The 22,978-nt window shown below is 53.4% G+C and carries 4 protein-coding genes; all 4 read left to right on the top strand.

Annotated features, from left to right (window positions below):
* Positions 1-5 precede the first annotated feature (5 nt).
* The 4 genes from SHEW_RS01640 (at position 6) to SHEW_RS01625 (ending at position 22,978) form a co-directional block, all read left to right on the top strand.
* The gene (locus tag SHEW_RS01640) at positions 6-4,661 is read left to right on the top strand and encodes a retention module-containing protein (RefSeq protein ID WP_190272403.1); all 4,656 of its coding nucleotides are present in this window, start codon (positions 6-8) and stop codon (positions 4,659-4,661) included.
* Between the two features lie 239 nt (positions 4,662-4,900).
* Positions 4,901-19,288 carry a retention module-containing protein gene (locus tag SHEW_RS20635; protein ID WP_150099933.1) on the top strand — a complete coding sequence of 4,796 codons (14,388 nt, stop codon included), beginning with the start codon at positions 4,901-4,903 and terminating at the stop codon, positions 19,286-19,288.
* A gap of 134 nt (positions 19,289-19,422) precedes the next feature.
* Positions 19,423-21,603 (top strand): type I secretion system permease/ATPase, encoded by a 2,181-nt coding sequence (locus SHEW_RS01630; RefSeq protein WP_011864118.1) that lies wholly within the window; start codon positions 19,423-19,425, stop codon positions 21,601-21,603.
* On the top strand, positions 21,596-22,978 hold the full coding sequence (locus tag SHEW_RS01625; RefSeq protein WP_011864117.1) for an HlyD family type I secretion periplasmic adaptor subunit: 1,383 nt from the start codon (positions 21,596-21,598) through the stop codon (positions 22,976-22,978). Before SHEW_RS01630 ends, SHEW_RS01625 begins: the two co-directional genes overlap by 8 nt.

Here is a 22,978-nt window from a genome sequence, read left to right as displayed (position 1 = left end):
TGATTATGGGTGCTTCAATCACAACACAGGATGCAGTAGTTGTTAACCTTGTAGGCGAACTCAAGGTTAAAGATGAACAAGGAAATATCAGAGAGGTAAAAATAGGCGACCTGATCCATGCCGGGGAGCAACTTATATTTTCACCCAATGCTAAGTTTAATCTTGAATATGAAGATGGCTCATCAACGACCCAAGCCAACTTGATGCAAGACACGCTTAATCAAGATACAACGGTGAGCCAGGACACCGGTCAGGAACAACAGAGCGACGCCGCGCCGCAAACCAACACGCCGGTAGCCTTAGATCCCGAAATCGCCGCGCTGCAGGCGCAGATATTGGCCGGTGAAGATCCGACCCAAGGACTGCCCGAAACCGCCGCCGGAGCCGGCACACCGACTAACCAGGGCGACGCTTACTTCGTCTCAGTCGGCAGAACCGGTGATGAAACCCTCGCCGATGCCGGCTGGGACACAGCAGGTTTCCCACTGACGCCAGATACCACAGTTGAAGAGGTGATCATTCCCGAGCTTCAACCCAGTGCGCCCACTGTCTCCTCTGCGACCTTCTCGCTATTTGAGGCCAACCTGGCCCAGGGTAGTTCACCTTCTGCACTACTCACCAATTTTGCCAACAACATTCAAACAGCTGCAGATGCAGGTATTAGCAGCCTGACTATCAATGGCATCAATATCATTAGTGGCGGCCAATTTGCTGGCCCCATAGTAATCAACACGCCCAATGGTGTCCTCACCATCACCGGCTTTGACAGCGCGTCGGGACAATTTACCTACGACTACGCTTTCAATAGCTCAGCCGATCACAGCGCTGGCGATCAGCTGCAGTTCCTGTTCAATATAGAATTGGTCGATAATCAAGGCGATATCGCCACAGGTACCATTACCGTCAATATTATCGACGATCAGCCAGAAGGGTTCGCCGACAGCAACGCCGTCACCGAAGATACGGCTACAGTGGCAACAGGCAACGTACTCGGCAACGACATACAAGGTGCAGACTCAGCAGAGGTTACCGCTGTCACTAACAGCCAAGGCACCTCAATTAGCCTTGGTGAAACCAATAGCATCCAAGGTCAGTTCGGGGTACTCACCCTGTTTGCCGATGGTAGCTATAGCTATCAACTCAACAATGGATCCAGCGCAGTACAATCACTCGCACTAGGCCAGCAGATAACCGAAACCTTTAACTACCTGCTAACCGATAGCGATGGCGACTCGGTACTCGTCCCGCTAACCATCACCATCACGGGTACTAATGACACTCCCATCATCACCTCGAACATTGAAGCCGCCACCGGTAGCGTACTGGAAGCCGGCGTCATGGATGGTGGTAACGTGCCTGAGCCAGGCAGCCTAGTCACCGGCGGCACCTTAACCGCAGCAGATGTGGACAACGGCGCCAGCTGGACCTGGAGCGGTGTGCCTCAGGTCAGCGACTACGGTACCTTTAGCATCAACGCCAGCACCGGTGAGTGGAGTTACACCCTGGCCGATAACGCCCTGGTCGATGCCCTCGCCCAAGGCGAGACCCATGAGGAGACCTTCCTGGTCACCGTCACCGACGAGCACGGTGCCTACAGCACCCAGCTGGTCACGGTCACCGTTACCGGTACCAACGATATTCCGGTCATCACCTCGAACATTGAAGCCGCCACCGGTAGCGTACTGGAAGCCGGCGTCATGGATGGTGGTAACGTGCCTGAGCCAGGCAGCCTAGTCACCGGCGGCACCTTAACCGCAGCAGATGTGGACAACGGCGCCAGCTGGACCTGGAGCGGTGTGCCTCAGGTCAGCGACTACGGTACCTTTAGCATCAACGCCAGCACCGGTGAGTGGAGTTACACCCTGGCCGATAACGCCCTGGTCGATGCCCTCGCCCAAGGCGAGACCCATGAGGAGACCTTCCTGGTCACCGTCACCGACGAGCACGGTGCCTACAGCACCCAGCTGGTCACGGTCACCGTTACCGGTACCAACGATATTCCGGTCATCACCTCGAACATTGAAGCCGCCACCGGTAGCGTACTGGAAGCCGGCGTCATGGATGGTGGTAACGTGCCTGAGCCAGGCAGCCTAGTCACCGGCGGCACCTTAACCGCAGCAGATGTGGACAACGGCGCCAGCTGGACCTGGAGCGGTGTGCCTCAGGTCAGCGACTACGGTACCTTTAGCATCAACGCCAGCACCGGTGAGTGGAGTTACACCCTGGCCGATAACGCCCTGGTCGATTCCCTCGCCCAAGGCGAGACCCATGAGGAGACCTTCCTGGTCACCGTCACCGACGAGCACGGTGCCTACAGCACCCAGCTGGTCACGGTCACCGTTACCGGTACCAACGATATTCCGGTCATCACCTCGAACATTGAAGCCGCCACCGGTAGCGTACTGGAAGCCGGCGTCATGGATGGTGGTAACGTGCCTGAGCCAGGCAGCCTAGTCACCGGCGGCACCTTAACCGCAGCAGATGTCGACAACGGCGCCAGCTGGACCTGGAGCGGTGTGCCTCAGGTCAGCGACTACGGTACCTTTAGCATCAACGCCAGCACCGGTGAGTGGAGTTACACCCTGGCCGATAACGCCCTGGTCGATGCCCTCGCCCAAGGCGAGACCCATGAGGAGACCTTCCTGGTCACCGTCACCGACGAGCACGGTGCCTACAGCACCCAGCTGGTCACGGTCACCGTTACCGGTACCAACGATATTCCGGTGCTTACGATTGATAAGACAAGTGGCTTGGTCACCGAAGATGACTCAGACCCAATGTTGACCGATACAGGAACGTTAAGTTTTACAGATGTAGACGATGAGTATTTACCAGAATATGTAGGCCATGATCTGTCTGCTAGTTATGTCGCTAACAGCTTAATGTGGAGTGGAGGCGATATAACAGACGTCCTGAGCGCCGATCAAATTCAAGCGCTCATCGACGGATTTAGCGTTTATCAAGATCATTGGGATTACTCAATTCTCAACTCACTTGTACAGTTCCTAGCGGCCAATGAAACCATTACTCTTAGCTTCGATGTCACTGTGGCGGACAAGCATGGGGCTTACGATACCCAAACGGTCACAATCACCATTAATGGTAATAATGATCCGATTGAGGGTGAGTTTGCTAAAGAGATCTGGGTACCCGCCTCACTTGCAGAAATAGCCATACCTTATCTAGATGGTTATCCGCTTGGTATCGATGTGCCAACGGATCAGGACTATAACGATGTCATTACCATTACTGGATTAAGTTTATCCTTCGTTGATCCCGACGAAACAGCCGACATAGGTGAGATCTGGTACGTCGATGACAATACGGGCGTATTAACCCTGTATGACTTCGATAATCCAGTCGTGCTTTCTGCTTCAGAGCTAGGTAGCCTGGTGTATGTCCCAGGAGATAATGCAGGTATTGAAGATCAACTGGATATCAACCTAACCTTCACGGTCAACTCAGGTTCCGATAGCGTCGATGGCAACTTTGTCATACATACAGTTCCAGCAAATAGCCTGGGCGGAAATACCGTACTAATCGGTGATGGCTCATCACCATTGACGTCAGGTAATGACCAAGACGCTTATCTGACTGTCAGCAGTGCATTTGCCAGCGCCATAAACTTAGATCCAAGCAGCGGTGCATTAGATCTATTTACCGATTTCCAAAAATCACCTTTCGACATCCCAATTCCTAACGGCGAGATTGGTGGACAGACTGGCATTGAAAGGGAGGAAGAAGTATCTGTAAGGCTGACCATTAACGGTATCACCTTTATTGTGATAGCAGCAGCGAATGGCGTAACAGATTGGTTTTATGACGCTAACTCCGGTTTGATGAGTGCTCATATCTCTTATACAAACATTCTAATGGAATCTGACAATAGCATCACCCTGGCCGATTATCTCGGTGCCAATCCTGTCGATCCAGGTGATATTTGGACCATTACTTACTTGGATAATGATGGTGGTTCTTATCAGGCACGCTTTGTTCAGGCAACCTTTACCCATGAATTGCTCCCTGATACCGCAGTAACGGTCACAGGAACTGATAATGTAGATAATCTCATTTTCGGTACTACAGAAGGAGACTCATTAACTGGGGCAAACCTTGATGACGAAATTTATGGTCGAGAAGGTAACGACTCCATATTCGGATTGGAAGGCGACGATCAACTCATCGGTGGCTCTGGTGACGATCTGATCGAAGGCGGAAGTGGTAATGACATCATCTTAGGAGGCCTAGGAAACGACACTATCGATGGCGGCATAGGCGCCGATATACTCATTGGTGGTGCGGGCAGCGACACCATAGATGCAGGTATAGATAGCGATATAGATACCTTTGTTTGGGATGTTGGGTCCGATGACAACAGCATAGATACTGTGCTCAACTTCGATATCAGTATGGATAAGCTAGATTTGTCTGCCATATTGGTTGATGAAGAGAGTGGTGTATATGCTTTAGATCAATACTTAGCGTTCAATTTCAGTGGTGGTAACACTGAGATCTCTGTTGATGCCAACCATGATGGAGTGGTGGATCTCACTATAGTATTGAACAATGTTGACTTAACCAATAACAACACCTTAAGTGATGCTCAGATCATCAACAACCTACTCGGTAACGAAAACTTGGTAATTGATACAATTCCATAACAGCTGACATTATCGCGACACCCTGTAAGGCCAAGCCCTAACAATTAGTGGTTTGGCCTTTTTTTTGTCAATCTTAAGCATTACAAACTGAGAGTATGCCTTAGCTTTAGCATTATTTGTGCGTCAAAAAATTGACCACTGTACAGACTATTGATAACATTCGATACTTGGCGAAAAAACGCGCTAACAGTTGCAACATAAAAAATCAAGTTGTGTCATTTAATTCTGCGGGGGCAGGTATGAAATCGTTAGTTACAACCAAAAATGGACAAGTAATAGATGTGAAAGGAAAGGTTTCTTTAGTCACAGAAACCGAGCAAAAAGAAGTAACTATCGGTGAAATGATTCCCGAAGGAAGCACTATTCTCATTGCTGAACAAGCTGATTTAGAACTAGCGTTTGCCGATGGCACCTCATTTACAAGCCAAAGTCTCAATGAAACTTCGGCCGCTGAAGCTGATGCATTAAATGAAATAGAACAACTTCAAGCGCTCATCGCCTCTGGAGAAGATCCAACAGCTGAATTACCAGAAACCGCAGCAGGCAACACTGCCGCCAGTGAAGGCGACTCTGGCTTTATATCGGTAAGCAGGACAGGCGCCCAAACACTCGCTGGCGCCGGATATACGACATCTGGATTTTCTGTCGAGCAGCCGACCGTTCAAGCGTTTACCGTTAGTAGTGATGACGCCCCTACCATTACCGCTAATGACACAAACACCATCGCAGAAGATGGCGTGGCAACTGGCAACGTTTTAGACAATGATGTTGATTTCGATACCGAATTGTCAGTCGTTACCTTTACTGTCGACGGTCAAACCGTCACTGCGGGCGCCACAGTCGAAGTGGAAGGCGGCAGCCTGGTGATCAACGCCGATGGCTCTTACACCTTTACGCCAAACGACAACTGGAACGGCAGCGTACCGGTCATCACCTACACCACCAATACCGGTGAGAGCGCGACCCTGACCATTAACGTCACTCCGGTAGATGACCCATCTATACTGGCGAACGACAGCAACACGATTGCAGAGGACACTGTCGCTACCGGCAACGTATTAGATAACGACAGCGATATCGACAGCGAGCTATCAGTCGTGAGCTTCAGTGTCGACGGTCAAACCGTCACTGCGGGCACTACAGTCGAAGTGGAAGGCGGCAGCCTGGTGATCAACGCCGATGGCTCTTACACCTTTACGCCAAACGACAACTGGAACGGCAGCGTACCGGTCATCACCTACACCACCAATACCGGTGAGAGCGCGACCCTGACCATTAACGTCACTCCGGTAGATGACCCATCTATACTGGCGAACGACAGCAACACGGTTGCAGAGGACACTGTCGCCACCGGCAACGTATTAGACAACGACAGCGATATAGATAGTGAGCTATCAGTCGTGAGCTTCAGTGTCGACGGTCAAACCGTCACTGCGGGCACCGCAGTCGAAGTGGAAGGCGGCAGCCTGGTGATCAACGCCGATGGCTCTTACACCTTTACGCCAAACGACAACTGGAACGGCAGCGTACCGGTTATCACCTACACCACCAATACTGGTGAGAGCGCGACCCTGACCATTAACGTCACTCCGGTAGATGATACCACCAACGCCGTCAACGACTTCAACACAGTGGCCGAAGATACGATTGCCAGCGGCAACGTTCTCGACAACGACAGTGATGTAGATGACACGCTGTCTGTGGTCAGCTTCGAAATCGATGGCAATAGCTATATCGCTGGTAACGTCGCCACGCTCGACGGCGGTATTTTCTTCCTTAACGCCGACGGCTCGTACAGCTTCGTTCCGAACGAAAACTGGAACGGCAACGTGCCCGTAGTGACCTATATTACCAATACAGGTGCCACCGCCACTCTAACCATCGTCGTTACCCCAGTGGACGATGCCACAAGTGCCGTGGATGACTACATCAACGTACCTGAAGATACCGTGGCCAGCGGTAACGTACTTGACAACGACAGTGATGTAGATGACGAACTGTCCGTGGTCAGCTTCGAAGTGAATGGAAACAGCTATACAGCAGGTAGCAGCGTCGTACTCGACGGTGGCACTCTGGTGCTTAATGCTGATGGTTCTTACAGCTTTACTCCCAATGCCGACTGGAATGGCTACGTACCTGAGGTGACCTATACTACTAACACCGGTGCCACCGCTATCCTGACTATCTACGTTGACCCTGTGGACGATGCCACCAACGCCGTCAACGACTTCAACACAGTGGCCGAAGATACGATTGCCAGCGGCAACGTTCTCGACAACGACAGTGATGTAGATGACACGCTGTCTGTGGTCAGCTTCGAAATCGATGGCAATAGCTATATTGCTGGTAACGTCGCCACGCTCGACGGCGGTATTTTCTTCCTTAACGCCGACGGCTCGTACAGCTTCGTTCCGAACGAAAACTGGAACGGCAACGTGCCCGTAGTGACCTATATTACCAATACAGGTGCCACCGCCACTCTAACCATCGTCGTTACCCCAGTGGACGATGCCACAAGTGCCGTGGATGACTACATCAACGTACCTGAAGATACCGTGGCCAGCGGTAACGTACTTGACAACGACAGTGATGTAGATGACGAACTGTCCGTGGTCAGCTTCGAAGTGAATGGAAACAGCTATACAGCAGGTAGCAGCGTCGTACTCGACGGTGGCACTCTGGTGCTTAATGCTGATGGTTCTTACAGCTTTACTCCCAATGCCGACTGGAATGGCTACGTACCTGAGGTGACCTATACTACTAACACCGGTGCCACCGCTATCCTGACTATCTACGTTGACCCTGTGGACGATGCCACCAACGCCGTCAACGACTTCAACACAGTGGCCGAAGATACGATTGCCAGTGGCAACGTTCTCGACAACGACAGTGATGTGGATGACACGCTGTCTGTGGTCAGCTTCGAAATCGATGGCAATAGCTATATCGCTGGCAACGTCGCCACGCTCGACGGCGGTATTTTCTTCCTTAACGCCGACGGCTCGTACAGCTTCGTTCCGAACGAAAACTGGAACGGCAACGTGCCCGTAGTGACCTATATTACCAATACAGGTGCCACCGCCACTCTGACCATCGTCGTTACCCCAGTGGACGATACCACAAACGCGGTCAATGACTTTAACACCATAGCCGAGGACACTGTTGCTAGCGGCAACGTACTAGATAACGACAGCGATATCGACAACGAACTGTCAGTAGCCACTTTCACTGTCGACGGTGAAGACACCGTCTACAACGCTGGTGAAAGTGTGGAGCTCGAAGGTGGTATCCTGGTACTAAACGCCGACGGCTCTTACACATTTACGCCAAACGACAACTGGAACGGCAGCGTACCTGTCGTCACCTACACCACTAATACTGGTGATAGTGCGACTCTGACCATTAATGTCACCCCGGTCAACGATGACTTCACCGATGACAACGAAGTCATTAACGTCAATGAAGACAGCGGCGCCACCACAGGTAATGTGATTGATGGCACCAGCGTCGATGGCGAGCTGAGCGTGCAGAGCTTCAGCATCGACGGCGTTACCGGCCCATTCACCCTGGGTCAGGCGGTTAACATCAATGGCGTCGGCAGCTTCACCCTGAACGCTGACGGCAGCTACAGCTTTACCCCGGCCGCCAACTACAACGGTCCGGTACCAGTGATCACCTATGTGCTCACCGACGGCTCAAGCACCGACACCTCAACCCTGACCATCACGGTTGATCCGGTCAACGATGACTTCACCGATGACAACGAAGCCATTAACGTCAATGAAGACAGCGGCGCCACCACAGGTAATGTGATTGATGGCACCAGCGTCGATGGCGAACTGAGCGTGCAGAGCTTCAGCATCGACGGCGTTGACGGTCCATTCACCCTGGGTCAGGCGGTTAACATCAATGGTGTCGGCAGCTTCACTTTGAATGCTGACGGCAGCTACAGCTTTACCCCGGCCGCCAACTACAACGGTCCGGTACCAGTGATCACCTATGTGCTCACCGACGGCTCAAGCACCGACACCTCAACCCTGACCATCACGGTTGATCCGGTCAACGATGACTTCACCGATGACAACGAAGCCATTAACGTCAATGAAGACAGCGGCGCCACCACAGGTAATGTGATTGATGGCACCAGCGTCGATGGCGAGCTGAGCGTGCAGAGCTTCAGCATCGACGGCGTTACCGGCCCATTCACCCTGGGTCAGGCGGTTAACATCAATGGCGTCGGCAGCTTCACCCTGAACGCTGACGGCAGCTACAGCTTTACCCCGGCCGCCAACTACAACGGTCCGGTACCAGTGATCACCTATGTGCTCACCGACGGCTCAAGCACCGACACCTCAACCCTGACCATCACGGTTGATCCGGTCAACGATGACTTCACCGATGACAACGAAGTCATTAACGTCAATGAAGACAGCGGCGCCACCACAGGTAATGTGATTGATGGCACCAGCGTCGATGGCGAACTGAGCGTGCAGAGCTTCAGCATCGACGGCGTTGACGGTCCATTCACCCTGGGTCAGGCGGTTAACATCAATGGTGTCGGCAGCTTCACTTTGAATGCTGACGGCAGCTACAGCTTTACCCCGGCCGCCAACTACAACGGTCCGGTACCAGTGATCACCTATGTGCTCACCGACGGCTCAAGCACCGACACCTCAACCCTGACCATCACGGTTGATCCGGTCAACGATGACTTCACCGATGACAACGAAGTCATTAACGTCAATGAAGACAGCGGCGCCACCACAGGTAATGTGATTGATGGCACCAGCGTCGATGGCGAGCTGAGCGTGCAGAGCTTCAGCATCGACGGCGTTACCGGCCCATTCACCCTGGGTCAGGCGGTTAACATCAATGGCGTCGGCAGCTTCACCCTGAACGCTGACGGCAGCTACAGCTTTACCCCGGCCGCCAACTACAACGGTCCGGTACCAGTGATCACCTATGTGCTCACCGACGGCTCAAGCACCGACACCTCAACCCTGACCATCACGGTTGATCCGGTCAACGATGACTTCACCGATGACAACGAAGTCATTAACGTCAATGAAGACAGCGGCGCCACCACAGGTAATGTGATTGATGGCACCAGCGTCGATGGCGAGCTGAGCGTGCAGAGCTTCAGCATCGACGGCGTTACCGGCCCATTCACCCTGGGTCAGGCGGTTAACATCAATGGCGTCGGCAGCTTCACCCTGAACGCTGACGGCAGCTACAGCTTTACCCCGGCCGCCAACTACAACGGTCCGGTACCAGTGATCACCTATGTGCTCACCGACGGCTCAAGCACCGACACCTCAACCCTGACCATCACGGTTGATCCGGTCAACGATGACTTCACCGATGACAACGAAGTCATTAACGTCAATGAAGACAGCGGCGCCACCACAGGTAATGTGATTGATGGCACCAGCGTCGATGGCGAGCTGAGCGTGCAGAGCTTCAGCATCGACGGCGTTACCGGCCCATTCACCCTGGGTCAGGCGGTTAACATCAATGGCGTCGGCAGCTTCACCCTGAACGCTGACGGCAGCTACAGCTTTACCCCGGCCGCCAACTACAACGGTCCGGTACCAGTGATCACCTATGTGCTCACCGACGGCTCAAGCACCGACACCTCAACCCTGACCATCACGGTTGATCCGGTCAACGATGACTTCACCGATAACAACGAAGTCATTAACGTCAATGAAGACAGCGGCGCCACCACAGGTAATGTGATTGATGGCACCAGCGTCGATGGCGAGCTGAGCGTGCAGAGCTTCAGCATCGACGGCGTTACCGGCCCATTCACCCTGGGTCAGGCGGTTAACATCAATGGCGTCGGCAGCTTCACCCTGAACGCTGACGGCAGCTACAGCTTTACCCCGGCCGCCAACTACAACGGTCCGGTACCAGTGATCACCTATGTGCTCACCGACGGCTCAAGCACCGACACCTCAACCCTGACCATCACGGTTGATCCGGTCAACGATGACTTCACCGATGACAACGAAGTCATTAACGTCAATGAAGACAGCGGCGCCACCACAGGTAATGTGATTGATGGCACCAGCGTCGATGGCGAGCTGAGCGTGCAGAGCTTCAGCATCGACGGCGTTACCGGCCCATTCACCCTGGGTCAGGCGGTTAACATCAATGGCGTCGGCAGCTTCACTTTGAATGCTGACGGCAGCTACAGCTTTACCCCGGCCGCCAACTACAACGGTCCGGTACCAGTGATCACCTATGTGCTCACCGACGGCTCAAGCACCGACACCTCAACCCTGACCATCACGGTTGATCCGGTCAACGATGACTTCACCGATGACAACGAAGTCATTAACGTCAATGAAGACAGCGGCGCCACCACAGGTAATGTGATTGATGACACCAGCGTCGATGGCGAGCTGAGCGTGCAGAGCTTCAGCATCGACGGCGTTACCGGCCCATTCACCCTGGGTCAGGCGGTTAACATCAATGGCGTCGGCAGCTTCACCCTGAACGCTGACGGCAGCTACAGCTTTACCCCGGCCGCCAACTACAACGGTCCGGTACCAGTGATCACCTATGTGCTCACCGACGGCTCAAGCACCGACACCTCAACCCTGACCATCACGGTTGATCCGGTCAACGATGACTTCACCGATGACAACGAAGTCATTAACGTCAATGAAGACAGCGGCGCCACCACAGGTAATGTGATTGATGGCACCAGCGTCGATGGCGAACTGAGCGTGCAGAGCTTCAGCATCGACGGCGTTGACGGTCCATTCACCCTGGGTCAGGCGGTTAACATCAATGGTGTCGGCAGCTTCACTTTGAATGCTGACGGCAGCTACAGCTTTACCCCGGCCGCCAACTACAACGGTCCGGTACCAGTGATCACCTATGTGCTCACCGACGGCTCAAGCACCGACACCTCAACCCTGACCATCACGGTTGATCCGGTCAACGATGACTTCACCGATGACAACGAAGTCATTAACGTCAATGAAGACAGCGGCGCCACCACAGGTAATGTGATTGATGGCACCAGCGTCGATGGCGAGCTGAGCGTGCAGAGCTTCAGCATCGACGGCGTTACCGGCCCATTCACCCTGGGTCAGGCGGTTAACATCAATGGCGTCGGCAGCTTCACTTTGAATGCTGACGGCAGCTACAGCTTTACCCCGGCCGCCAACTACAACGGTCCGGTACCAGTGATCACCTATGTGCTCACCGACGGCTCAAGCACCGACACCTCAACCCTGACCATCACGGTTGATCCGGTCAACGATGACTTCACCGATGACAACGAAGTCATTAACGTCAATGAAGACAGCGGCGCCACCACAGGTAATGTGATTGATGGCACCAGCGTCGATGGCGAACTGAGCGTGCAGAGCTTCAGCATCGACGGCGTTACCGGCCCATTCACCCTGGGTCAGGCGGTTAACATCAATGGCGTCGGCAGCTTCACCCTGAACGCTGACGGCAGCTACAGCTTTACCCCGGCCGCCAACTACAACGGTCCGGTACCAGTGATCACCTATGTGCTCACCGACGGCTCAAGCACCGACACCTCAACCCTGACCATCACGGTTGATCCGGTCAACGATGACTTCACCGATGACAACGAAGCCATTAACGTCAATGAAGACAGCGGCGCCACCACAGGTAATGTGATTGATGGCACCAGCGTCGATGGCGAACTGAGCGTGCAGAGCTTCAGCATCGACGGCGTTACCGGCCCATTCACCCTGGGTCAGGCGGTTAACATCAATGGCGTCGGCAGCTTCACCCTGAACGCTGACGGCAGCTACAGCTTTACCCCGGCCGCCAACTACAACGGTCCGGTACCAGTGATCACCTATGTGCTCACCGACGGCTCAAGCACCGACACCTCAACCCTGACCATCACGGTTGATCCGGTCAACGATGACTTCACCGATGACAACGAAGTCATTAACGTCAATGAAGACAGCGGCGCCACCACAGGTAATGTGATTGATGGCACCAGCGTCGACGGCGAGCTGAGCGTGCAGAGCTTCAGCATCGACGGCGTTACCGGCCCATTCACCCTGGGTCAGGCGGTTAACATCAATGGTGTCGGCAGCTTCACCCTGAACGCTGACGGCAGCTACAGCTTTACCCCGGCCGCCAACTACAACGGTCCGGTACCAGTGATCACCTATGTGCTCACCGACGGCTCAAGCACCGACACCTCAACCCTGACCATCACGGTTGATCCGGTCAACGATGACTTCACCGATGACAACGAAGTCATTAACGTCAATGAAGACAGCGGCGCCACCACAGGTAATGTGATTGATGGCACCAGCGTCGATGGCGAGCTGAGCGTGCAGAGCTTCAGCATCGACGGCGTTACCGGCCCATTCACCCTGGGTCAGGCGGTTAACATCAATGGCGTCGGCAGCTTCACCCTGAACGCTGACGGCAGCTACAGCTTTACCCCGGCCGCCAACTACAACGGTCCGGTACCAGTGATCACCTATGTGCTCACCGACGGCTCAAGCACCGACACCTCAACCCTGACCATCACGGTTGATCCGGTCAACGATGACTTCACCGATAACAACGAAGTCATTAACGTCAATGAAGACAGCGGCGCCACCACAGGTAATGTGATTGATGGCACCAGCGTCGATGGCGAGCTGAGCGTGCAGAGCTTCAGCATCGACGGCGTTACCGGCCCATTCACCCTGGGTCAGGCGGTTAACATCAATGGCGTCGGCAGCTTCACCCTGAACGCTGACGGCAGCTACAGCTTTACCCCGGCCGCCAACTACAACGGTCCGGTACCAGTGATCACCTATGTGCTCACCGACGGCTCAAGCACCGACACCTCAACCCTGACCATCACGGTTGATCCGGTCAACGATGACTTCACCGATAACAACGAAGTCATTAACGTCAATGAAGACAGCGGCGCCACCACAGGTAATGTGATTGATGGCACCAGCGTCGATGGCGAGCTGAGCGTGCAGAGCTTCAGCATCGACGGCGTTACCGGCCCATTCACCCTGGGTCAGGCGGTTAACATCAATGGCGTCGGCAGCTTCACTTTGAATGCTGACGGCAGCTACAGCTTTACCCCGGCCGCCAACTACAACGGTCCGGTACCAGTGATCACCTATGTGCTCACCGACGGCTCAAGCACCGACACCTCAACCCTGACCATCACGGTTGATCCGGTCAACGATGACTTCACCGATGACAACGAAGTCATTAACGTCAATGAAGACAGCGGCGCCACCACAGGTAATGTGATTGATGACACCAGCGTCGATGGCGAGCTGAGCGTGCAGAGCTTCAGCATCGACGGCGTTACCGGCCCATTCACCCTGGGTCAGGCGGTTAACATCAATGGCGTCGGCAGCTTCACCCTGAACGCTGACGGCAGCTACAGCTTTACCCCGGCCGCCAACTACAACGGTCCGGTACCAGTGATCACCTATGTGCTCACCGACGGCTCAAGCACCGACACCTCAACCCTGACCATCACGGTCACCCCAGACAACACCGATGTGGCCAACGATGCGATCACCGTAGCAGAAGACACTGTTGCCAGCGGCAACGTGCTGAGCAACGATGAGGCCGGCAACACCAGCGTGGTCAGCTTCACCCTCGACACCGACGGCAACGGCTCACAAGAGAGCTTCACAGCCGGTGACAGCGTCACCCTGGCGGGCGGCGTACTGGTGGTTAACAGCAATGGTAGCTACAGCTTCACGCCAAACCAGGATTGGAACGGCAGCGTACCGGTTGTCACCTACACCACCAACACCGGTGAGACGGCGACCCTGACCATCACAGTCACCCCTGACAACACAGATGTGGCCAACGATGCGATCACCGTAGCAGAAGACACTGTTGCCAGCGGCAACGTGCTGAGCAACGATGAGGCCGGCAACACCAGCGTGGTCAGCTTCACCCTCGACACCGACGGCAACGGCTCACAAGAGAGCTTTATTGCCGGTGACAGCGTCACCCTGGCGGGCGGCGTACTGGTGGTTAACAGCAATGGTAGCTACAGCTTCACGCCAAACCAGGATTGGAACGGCAGCGTACCGGTTGTCACCTACACCACCAACACCGGTGAGACAGCGACCCTGACCATCACGGTCACCCCAGACAACACCGATGTGGCCAACGATGCGATCACCGTGGCAGAAGACACTGTTGCCAGCGGCAACGTGCTGAGCAACGATGAGGCCGGCAACACCAGCGTGGTCAGCTTCACCCTCGACACCGACGGCAACGGCTCACAAGAGAGCTTTATTGCCGGTGACAGCGTCACCCTGGCGGGCGGCGTACTGGTGGTTAACAGCAATGGTAGCTACAGCTTCACGCCAAACCAGGATTGGAACGGCAGCGTACCGGTTGTCACCTACACCACCAACACCGGTGAGACGGCGACCCTGACTATCACGGTCACCCCAGGTGTCGACGGCGGCAACAATGTTGACCTTATAGTCGATGATGCCAACACCCAAGGCACTGCAACCGACAGCGACAGCGCAGGTTTGAGCTTCACTGCAGGTGCTTACGATGTAACAGGTTTTGCTTTTGGCAACATTGGGGATATCAATGTCAGCGGCCTTGATGCAAACATTAGCTGGAGCCTAGATAGCTCGGGTAACCTGATCGGCAAAATCGATGGCAATGCAGTACTTCAACTTAGCCTATCGGGTAGTAACATCAGCGCAGGTGCGACAGGTACTGTTACCGTCTCAGTGACTCTACTAGACAACTTACCGCATGGAACCAGTGTCGATGAACTTGTGATTAACGGCATTACAGTCGTTGCGACTGATGCCGCCAATGACACAGCGACAGGCACAGTATCAGTGAAGGTTATCGATGACGGCGTCACGGTCAATCCACTAGACCTTGCCGGTGATAACGCCGCAGGCATCTATGATGGTGTGATAAATGTAGACGGCGCAGATCAAGGCTTTAGCGCCGATCTCTCTGGCAACATTTCGGGGGCAGGCACCTTCTCTGACTCGGGCATTACGGCAGGTGGATTAACCGTGTTCTACTATGTAGATCCGGCCAACCCAAGCATGCTCATTGCTTATTCGGATACCAGTGGTACTCCTTCGGCATATGATTCGGGCAATAGCGCACAATCGGTGATCTTTACTCTCTCTATCGATCCTAATGGCGGTACCTATCAGCTAGACCTGAAACATGCCATCGATGAACTCAGCACAGTTACCGTTGCCAACATGAGTGGCGGTAAGGGCGGTAACACGCCTGCAGTGTATGTCACCTTCGACGGTACTAACTACATCATCGACAACGACATCAATGACGTAGATCCAAATAACGCTATGGTGTTCTCGCTCACATCGACTGTTGGCAATATCTCCAGTACAGTAAACGGCAACACCAACGGATTCGGTGTGGCGAATGCCTTCGTCGATCAAGGCGAAAATCTGATTATTGACTATGCCAATGATGTGGCTTCGGCTTCAGTCAGTTTTGACGGCGCCACCTATATTCATTTCAAGGCCTATGATGCCGATGGCAATCTGCTAGGTGAAGGCGATATAACCAACGGGCAGACCATTGGAAACCTTGGTGAAATCAGTTATATCGAGATCTCTACCAGCTCGTTGGATAATCATTCCAACTTCCAGTTTACTGGTACTTCGGCGGAAAACATCGTCAGCTCAACCGTGGATGTAGATCTCGACTTTGTGGTCGATGTAACCGACAGCGACGGTGATACCTCAACAGGTTCTATCCATGTCGATCTGGATGCACCAGGCAGCACGACAACGGCTCCAACGGCGCTGACTTCAAATGCTGTATCTATGCTGAGCGAAGCCGATCTTTACAAAGATGGCACCGAGTCAGACTCACAGTCGCTGCGTTTCAAGTCTGGCAGTGAGTCGATTACGGCATTCCAGTTTGGCGATACGGATAACATTCATGTTTCTGGCGTCAATGCGAAGATTAGCTGGTCATTTAATGATGAAGGACAGCTCATCGGCACCTTCATGGGTAAAGAGGCTATCCGTCTTACTCTCAATGGTGACCGTATCGAAAGTGGTGAAGAGGGAAGCGTTAGCGTAACTGCCGAACTGTTGGCCTCTTTCCCACATAATGTGTCGACCGAGAATCTAGTGATTAGCGGCATCAACATTGTCGGCGTCGATGCTCTGGGACAGAAGGCTGTTTCCACTATCACCGTCTCTGTCAGTGACTATGCGGAAGCGGTAAATGATAGTGTTCGCGGAACAGAAGATCATGACCTATCTGGTAACCTGCTCACCAATGATATCGATCCTGATGACGAGTTATCTATCGTTAGCTTTAAGCTATCAGGAAATACATATCAGGCAGATGGCAGCACCATTAACCTTGCTGAAGGCAAACTGAGTATCCACGCAGATGGTCGCTTTACGTTCGAACCAAACCTGCATTGGAGTGGCACGCTGCCACAGATTGAATATCTCACCAATACGGGTGACACGGCTATTCTCGATCTGAATGTCGTAGCCGTCGCCGATGCACCTATACTGAGCGCAAGTACTGGTGACGTAGTCCAAGGCGAAGTCGCCCTGGATATAAACGTGGCACTCGTCGACAGAGATGGTAGTGAGTCACTGACAGACGTAACCATTCAAGGCGTTCCAAGTGGCGTCTCGCTATCCGCCGGCACACTAAATGCTGATGGCAGCTGGACAGTCGCAGTTAACCAACTGGGCAACCTCAGCATCAAGGCGGACGATAGCTACAATGGCGATCTGGAATTCACCTTGACCATTAAGGCAAGCTCAGTTGAACAAAGCAACTCTGATAGCGCGTCTAGCCAGACTACTCTGGATGTTTCGCTGAGAAACTACCACTATGACAACGGCACCGATGGCGACAACGTGATCAATGGTGGCGAAGATAATGATGTCATCGTCAGTGACACAACTGGCATACAGGTAGTACAAGGCGAAAACTACAATGTCGCCTTTATCCTGGATTCGTCAGGAAGTATGGGCTCGAACCGAATTGAATCGGCTAAAGACCAGCTACTTCAGGTCTTCAATACCTTGAAGGCCAGCGTTGGCGGTGCGACTTCCGGTACTGTGAACGTATTACTTGTCGACTTCAATAGCGGCACTAAGGCACATGTGGCCGTTAATCTAGCCGATTCAGATGCTATCTCTAAGTTAGAGAGCGTACTGAACGAAATCAGCAGCGACAATGGCAGAACCAACTATGAGGCGGCATTTGAGACGGTTATCGATTGGTTTAGCCATGGCTCGGCCGCTTCGAACACAGGCACAAACCTCACCTACTTCATCACAGACGGTGAAACCAACAACTACAACGTTGATGCCGATCCTGAAGATGTGTGGGTTTATTATACCGATAATTACAGAAGCGGAGACGATAGAACCCTATCAGATCTTCTTAATGATTATATTCCAGGAAAAGAGTTAACTTATCGCGGAAAAGTGATAATTGACGAATACGGCAACATCAACTATTGGTCGGGCTATTCAAGATACGATATGGATGGCCGCCAAATTGGCTCTATCAGAGTAGACGAAAATGGCGACTACTATGTCGCGAAGATCGCCTCTGGATACAGTAATGGTAATGGTACAGACGTCACGGCAGAGTCTGAAGCATTGGCTGCCTTCCAAGTGCTAAATACCCTGTCTAACGTAGAAGCTATTGGCATAGGCAGCGGTATAAGTCTAAACAAGCTTACCCCTTATGATTCAGATGGTAACGTAGCCACCAATATCAATGTGAGTGACCTGGCGAGCATTATCTTAGGTTCTAAGGAGATGCTACTTCAGGGTGATGACACTGTTAACGCTGGTGAAGGTAATGACATCGTCTTTGGCGATCTCGTACAGTTTGATGGCATCGACGGTCAGGGCTACGCAGCACTGCAAAAATATGTAGCATTGCAACTGGGTGAAGATGCTTCAACCGTTACAATCCAAGATGTTCACGAGTTCGTAGCAGCCAACCCTGCGCTATTCGACACCTCACGCGACCATGACGGCGACGACATTATTGCCGGCAACCAAGGAGATGATATCCTCTTCGGTCAGGGCGGTGATGATGAGCTTCATGGTGGTAGCGGCGATGATATGCTGCTTGGCGGTCACGGCAGCGACATGCTGATCGGCGGCGCCGGAGAAGATATCCTTATCGGCGGCCTGGGCGATGACACCCTAACCGGTGGCACAGGTAAGGCCGATGGCGAAGCCGATACCTTCGTTTGGCAGCAAGGTGATACGGGTACCGACCACATTACCGATTTCGATATCAACCAGGACAAACTGGATCTGAGCGATCTGCTCCAGGGAGAGAATGGCGGTAACTTGGAAGACTACCTGCACTTCACCGTTGATAATGGTTCAACCACTATCGAGATTGATGCCAATAATGATGGTCATGTGGATCAGACGATCGTCCTCGACGGCGTCGACCTGAGCCATCTTGGCACAACCGATGGTCAAATCATCAACGGTTTATTGGGCTCAGAGGGTAACGGTGCATTAATCGTAGATAATGCCAACGTGAACCAGGCGGCTTCGAGCTTTGCAGTACCGACAACCCAAGACGATGATAGTCAGATCCAGCATCTAGTACCTTAATAAAGGTCAGTAACAAATGGCACCAACTAGTTTCGGCTAATTGGTGTCATTTTTACTTTGGTGATGTTTTGGTATTACTTCTATAATTGTTCTACGATAATTTTATAATAAAATCTTAAGGATAAGCTTTTAAGGTGCAAGCTTCAGCGTCTCCAAAAACTGAACAATGGACAGTTTCAGCCTCCCAAAGAGTGACTGTCGATCCCTTGTTAGACAGTTTAGTGTTATTGACAGAATACTTCGGCAGCCCCTGCTCCAGCGAGTCATTAGCCGCTGGCCTACCGCTGTCGGGGAGCATTTTGACACCAGAACTTGTGCCTCAGGCTGCCGGTCGAGCCGGTTTAGCAGCCAAGCTCACCCGTAAGGGACTGGATCAGATCTCGCCTATTCTTCTGCCTTGTATCTTGCTCCTCAAAGATAAGAATGCCTGTCTATTAAGAGAGATCGACATAGACAAAGACAGGGCCGTCATTCAGCTACCAGAAACCGGTGGTGAGGAAGAGCTCAGCATTGAGGCGCTCGAGGCCATGTATGTCGGCTATCTGTTCCTCGTGAAGCAGCAATACCGTGGCGACATGGGCTTAGATCTGCATCTACACGACAGTCGCACTCACTGGCTTATTCAGACCCTGAAAGATTCAGCGCCTATCTACCGCGACGCCCTAATCGCCTCAGTGCTGGTTAACCTGTTTGCCCTGGTATCCCCCCTGTTTATCATGAACGTTTATGACAAGGTGGTGCCCAACCTCGCCTTCGAGTCCCTATGGGTGCTCGCCATTGGCGCCGGCATCGCCTATATCTTCGACTTAATTATGCGACAACTCAGGGCCTACCTGATCGACGTCGCCGGCAAGAAGGTCGATATCATAGTGTCATCGCGGCTTTTCGCTAAGGCTATCGGCATACCGCTAGAGAAGCGTTCCCCCAGCATAGGCGGCATGGCGCGGCAACTAGGCGAGTTCGACAGCATACGCGAGATCTTAACCTCGGCAACCATCACCACCTTGGTCGATCTGCCGTTCGCGCTGTTTTTCATGTTGATCATCTATATCGTCGCCGGCGACCTGGCCATCATTCCTGTGATCGGCGGCTGTATCATTATCGGCTATACCCTATTGATGCAACCCAGGCTCAAAGCGGCTATCGAAGAGAGCAACAAATTCTCCAGCCTAAAACACGGTCATCTTATCGAGTCCCTGGCCTCCATCGAGTCGATAAAATCCAGTGGCGCCGAAGGCTTAGTGCAGAAGAGCTGGCAGCAGATGATAGGTCATACCGCCAACTGGCAGTTGAAGGTGAAGAAGATCTCCACCTCGGTCACCAACGTCGCCAATTTTACCGTGCAGCTTTCAGTGGTCTGCGTGGTGATCTTAGGGGTCTATCGTGTCGCCGATAACGACATCTCAATGGGCGGCATTATCGCCGCGGTTATCCTGTCGAGCCGCGCCATCTCACCCATGGCGCAGTTGGCAGGCCTGATGACCCGAGGCAACCATACCGCCAGCGCCCTAAGACAGCTTGATCAGATCATGACCCAAGAGGATGAGTTTGAAAATAAAGGCCATCTGGTCAGCAAACATCGTCTGAAAGGGCAGATCAATGCCGATCATGTCAGCTTTAATTACCCAGGCTCTGAGCGACCCGTGCTGCACCCCATGTCGCTGTCGATCGCACCGGGTGAGCGCATCGCCATCATAGGACGCAACGGCTCGGGCAAGAGTACCCTGGCCAAGCTGTTGGTAGGCCTCTACCAACCGACCAAAGGTAGCCTGCGCTATGACGGATTGGATTCGGCGCAGATCCACCCGACGGATCTGCGTAGAAACTTCGGTTACCTGCCACAGGACATCACACTGTTCCACGGCACGATTCGCGACAACATATTGTTCGGTACCCGTCAGGTCACCGAGCATCAACTGATCCGTGCGGTACAGCTCTCTGGCGTCAACCAGTTTACCGATATCGAGACCGAAGGCTTAGATCAACAGGTCGGCGAGGGGGGGCAATCCCTCTCCCGTGGTCAACGCCAAACTATCGCGCTGGCGAGGGCCACCTTGAATGACCCACCGGTACTCCTGATGGATGAGCCGACCGCCAGCCTGGATGCCCGCGCCGAGAAGCAATTTATCCGCGCCATGAGAAATGTCTCTAAGGAGCGCACCCTGCTGCTGATCACCCACAAGATGCACCTGCTCAACTTAGTGGACCGCATCTTGGTATTAGATCGTGGCCATCTGGTGGCCGACGGTCCGAAGGAGCAGGTGCTCAACCAGCTCGCCAAGGGGCTGTTATCGGGAGGGCCGAAGAGTGAGTAAGCACTTAACGACTCAAGACCTCGAGATGGTCGATGACGTCTATGGCGCCATGATGACAGATGCGCCCACCAGCCACAGGCTGATCATCTGGGCCCTGGCCGCCCTCGCCTTCAGCTTCCTGGTATGGGCCTACTTTGCCGAGCTCGACCGGGTGACCACAGGTACGGGCAAGGTGATCCCCTCGTCTCAGGTGCAGGTGATTCAGAGTCTGGATGGCGGCATCATGAAAGAGCTCTATGTCCGCGAAGGCATGACGGTCACCAAGGGCCAACCCTTGGTTCGCATAGATGACACCCGTTTCCGTTCAGACTTCGCTCAGCAGGAGCAGGAGGTCTACAGCCTGCAGGCCAACGTTATTCGTCTGCGCGCCGAGCTTAACAGCATCACCATCTCAGATGTCGCCGCCGACTGGCGCGAACAGGTGAAGATCGCCAAGCAGCCGCTACAGTTCCCGCCTGAGCTGACCGAAAGCGAACACGACTTAATCGAGCGTCAGCGCGACGAATATTCGGGCAGACTGGACAACCTGAGCAACCAGCTGGAGATCCTGGCGCGCCAGATCCAACAGAAACAGCAGGAAACCGAAGAGCTGGCCTCTAAGATCAACACCCTGACAACCAGCTTCCAGCTGGTGACCCGCGAGCTCGAGCTAACCCGCCCGCTGGCAGACAAGGGGATTGTGCCCGAGGTCGAACTGCTCAAGCTTGAACGTAACGTCAACGACATTCGCGGCGAGCTGAGTTCTCTCAGGCTACTCAGGCCTAAGCTCAAGGCATCACAGGATGAAGCCATCCTGAAGCGCCGCGAGGCCGTGTTCGTCTACGCCGCCGAGGCCCGCACCCAGCTCAACGAGATGCAGACACGTCTGTCGCGCATCAACGAGGCCCAGGTGGGCGCGCGCGATAAGGTGAGCAAGGCCGAGATAGTGTCGCCGGTAAATGGCACCATTAAGACAGTTCATATCAACACCTTAGGTGGTGTTGTACAGCCTGGCATCGACATCATTGAGATAGTGCCATCGGAAGATCAGCTGCTGATCGAAACCAAGATCATTCCGAAAGATATCGCATTTTTACATCCTGGCTTACCCGCCGTTGTCAAAGTTACCGCCTACGATTTCACGCGTTACGGTGGCCTCAATGGCGTTGTGGAGCACATCAGTGCCGATACAACACAGGACGAAGAGGGAAACAGTTTCTATCTTGTAAGGGTTAGAACTGAACTATCAAGTTTGACGAAAGACGACGGCACCCTGATGCCCATCATACCTGGCATGTTAACCACGGTAGATGTCATCACTGGGCAAAGATCCGTTCTGGAGTACATACTTAATCCAATTTTGAGAGCAAGAGACACTGCTCTGCGTGAACGTTAA

It is taken from the genome of Shewanella loihica PV-4 (genome assembly GCF_000016065.1).
Taxonomy (GTDB): Bacteria; Pseudomonadota; Gammaproteobacteria; order Enterobacterales; family Shewanellaceae; genus Shewanella; species Shewanella loihica.
This window is presented reverse-complemented; position numbering and strand designations above follow the sequence as displayed.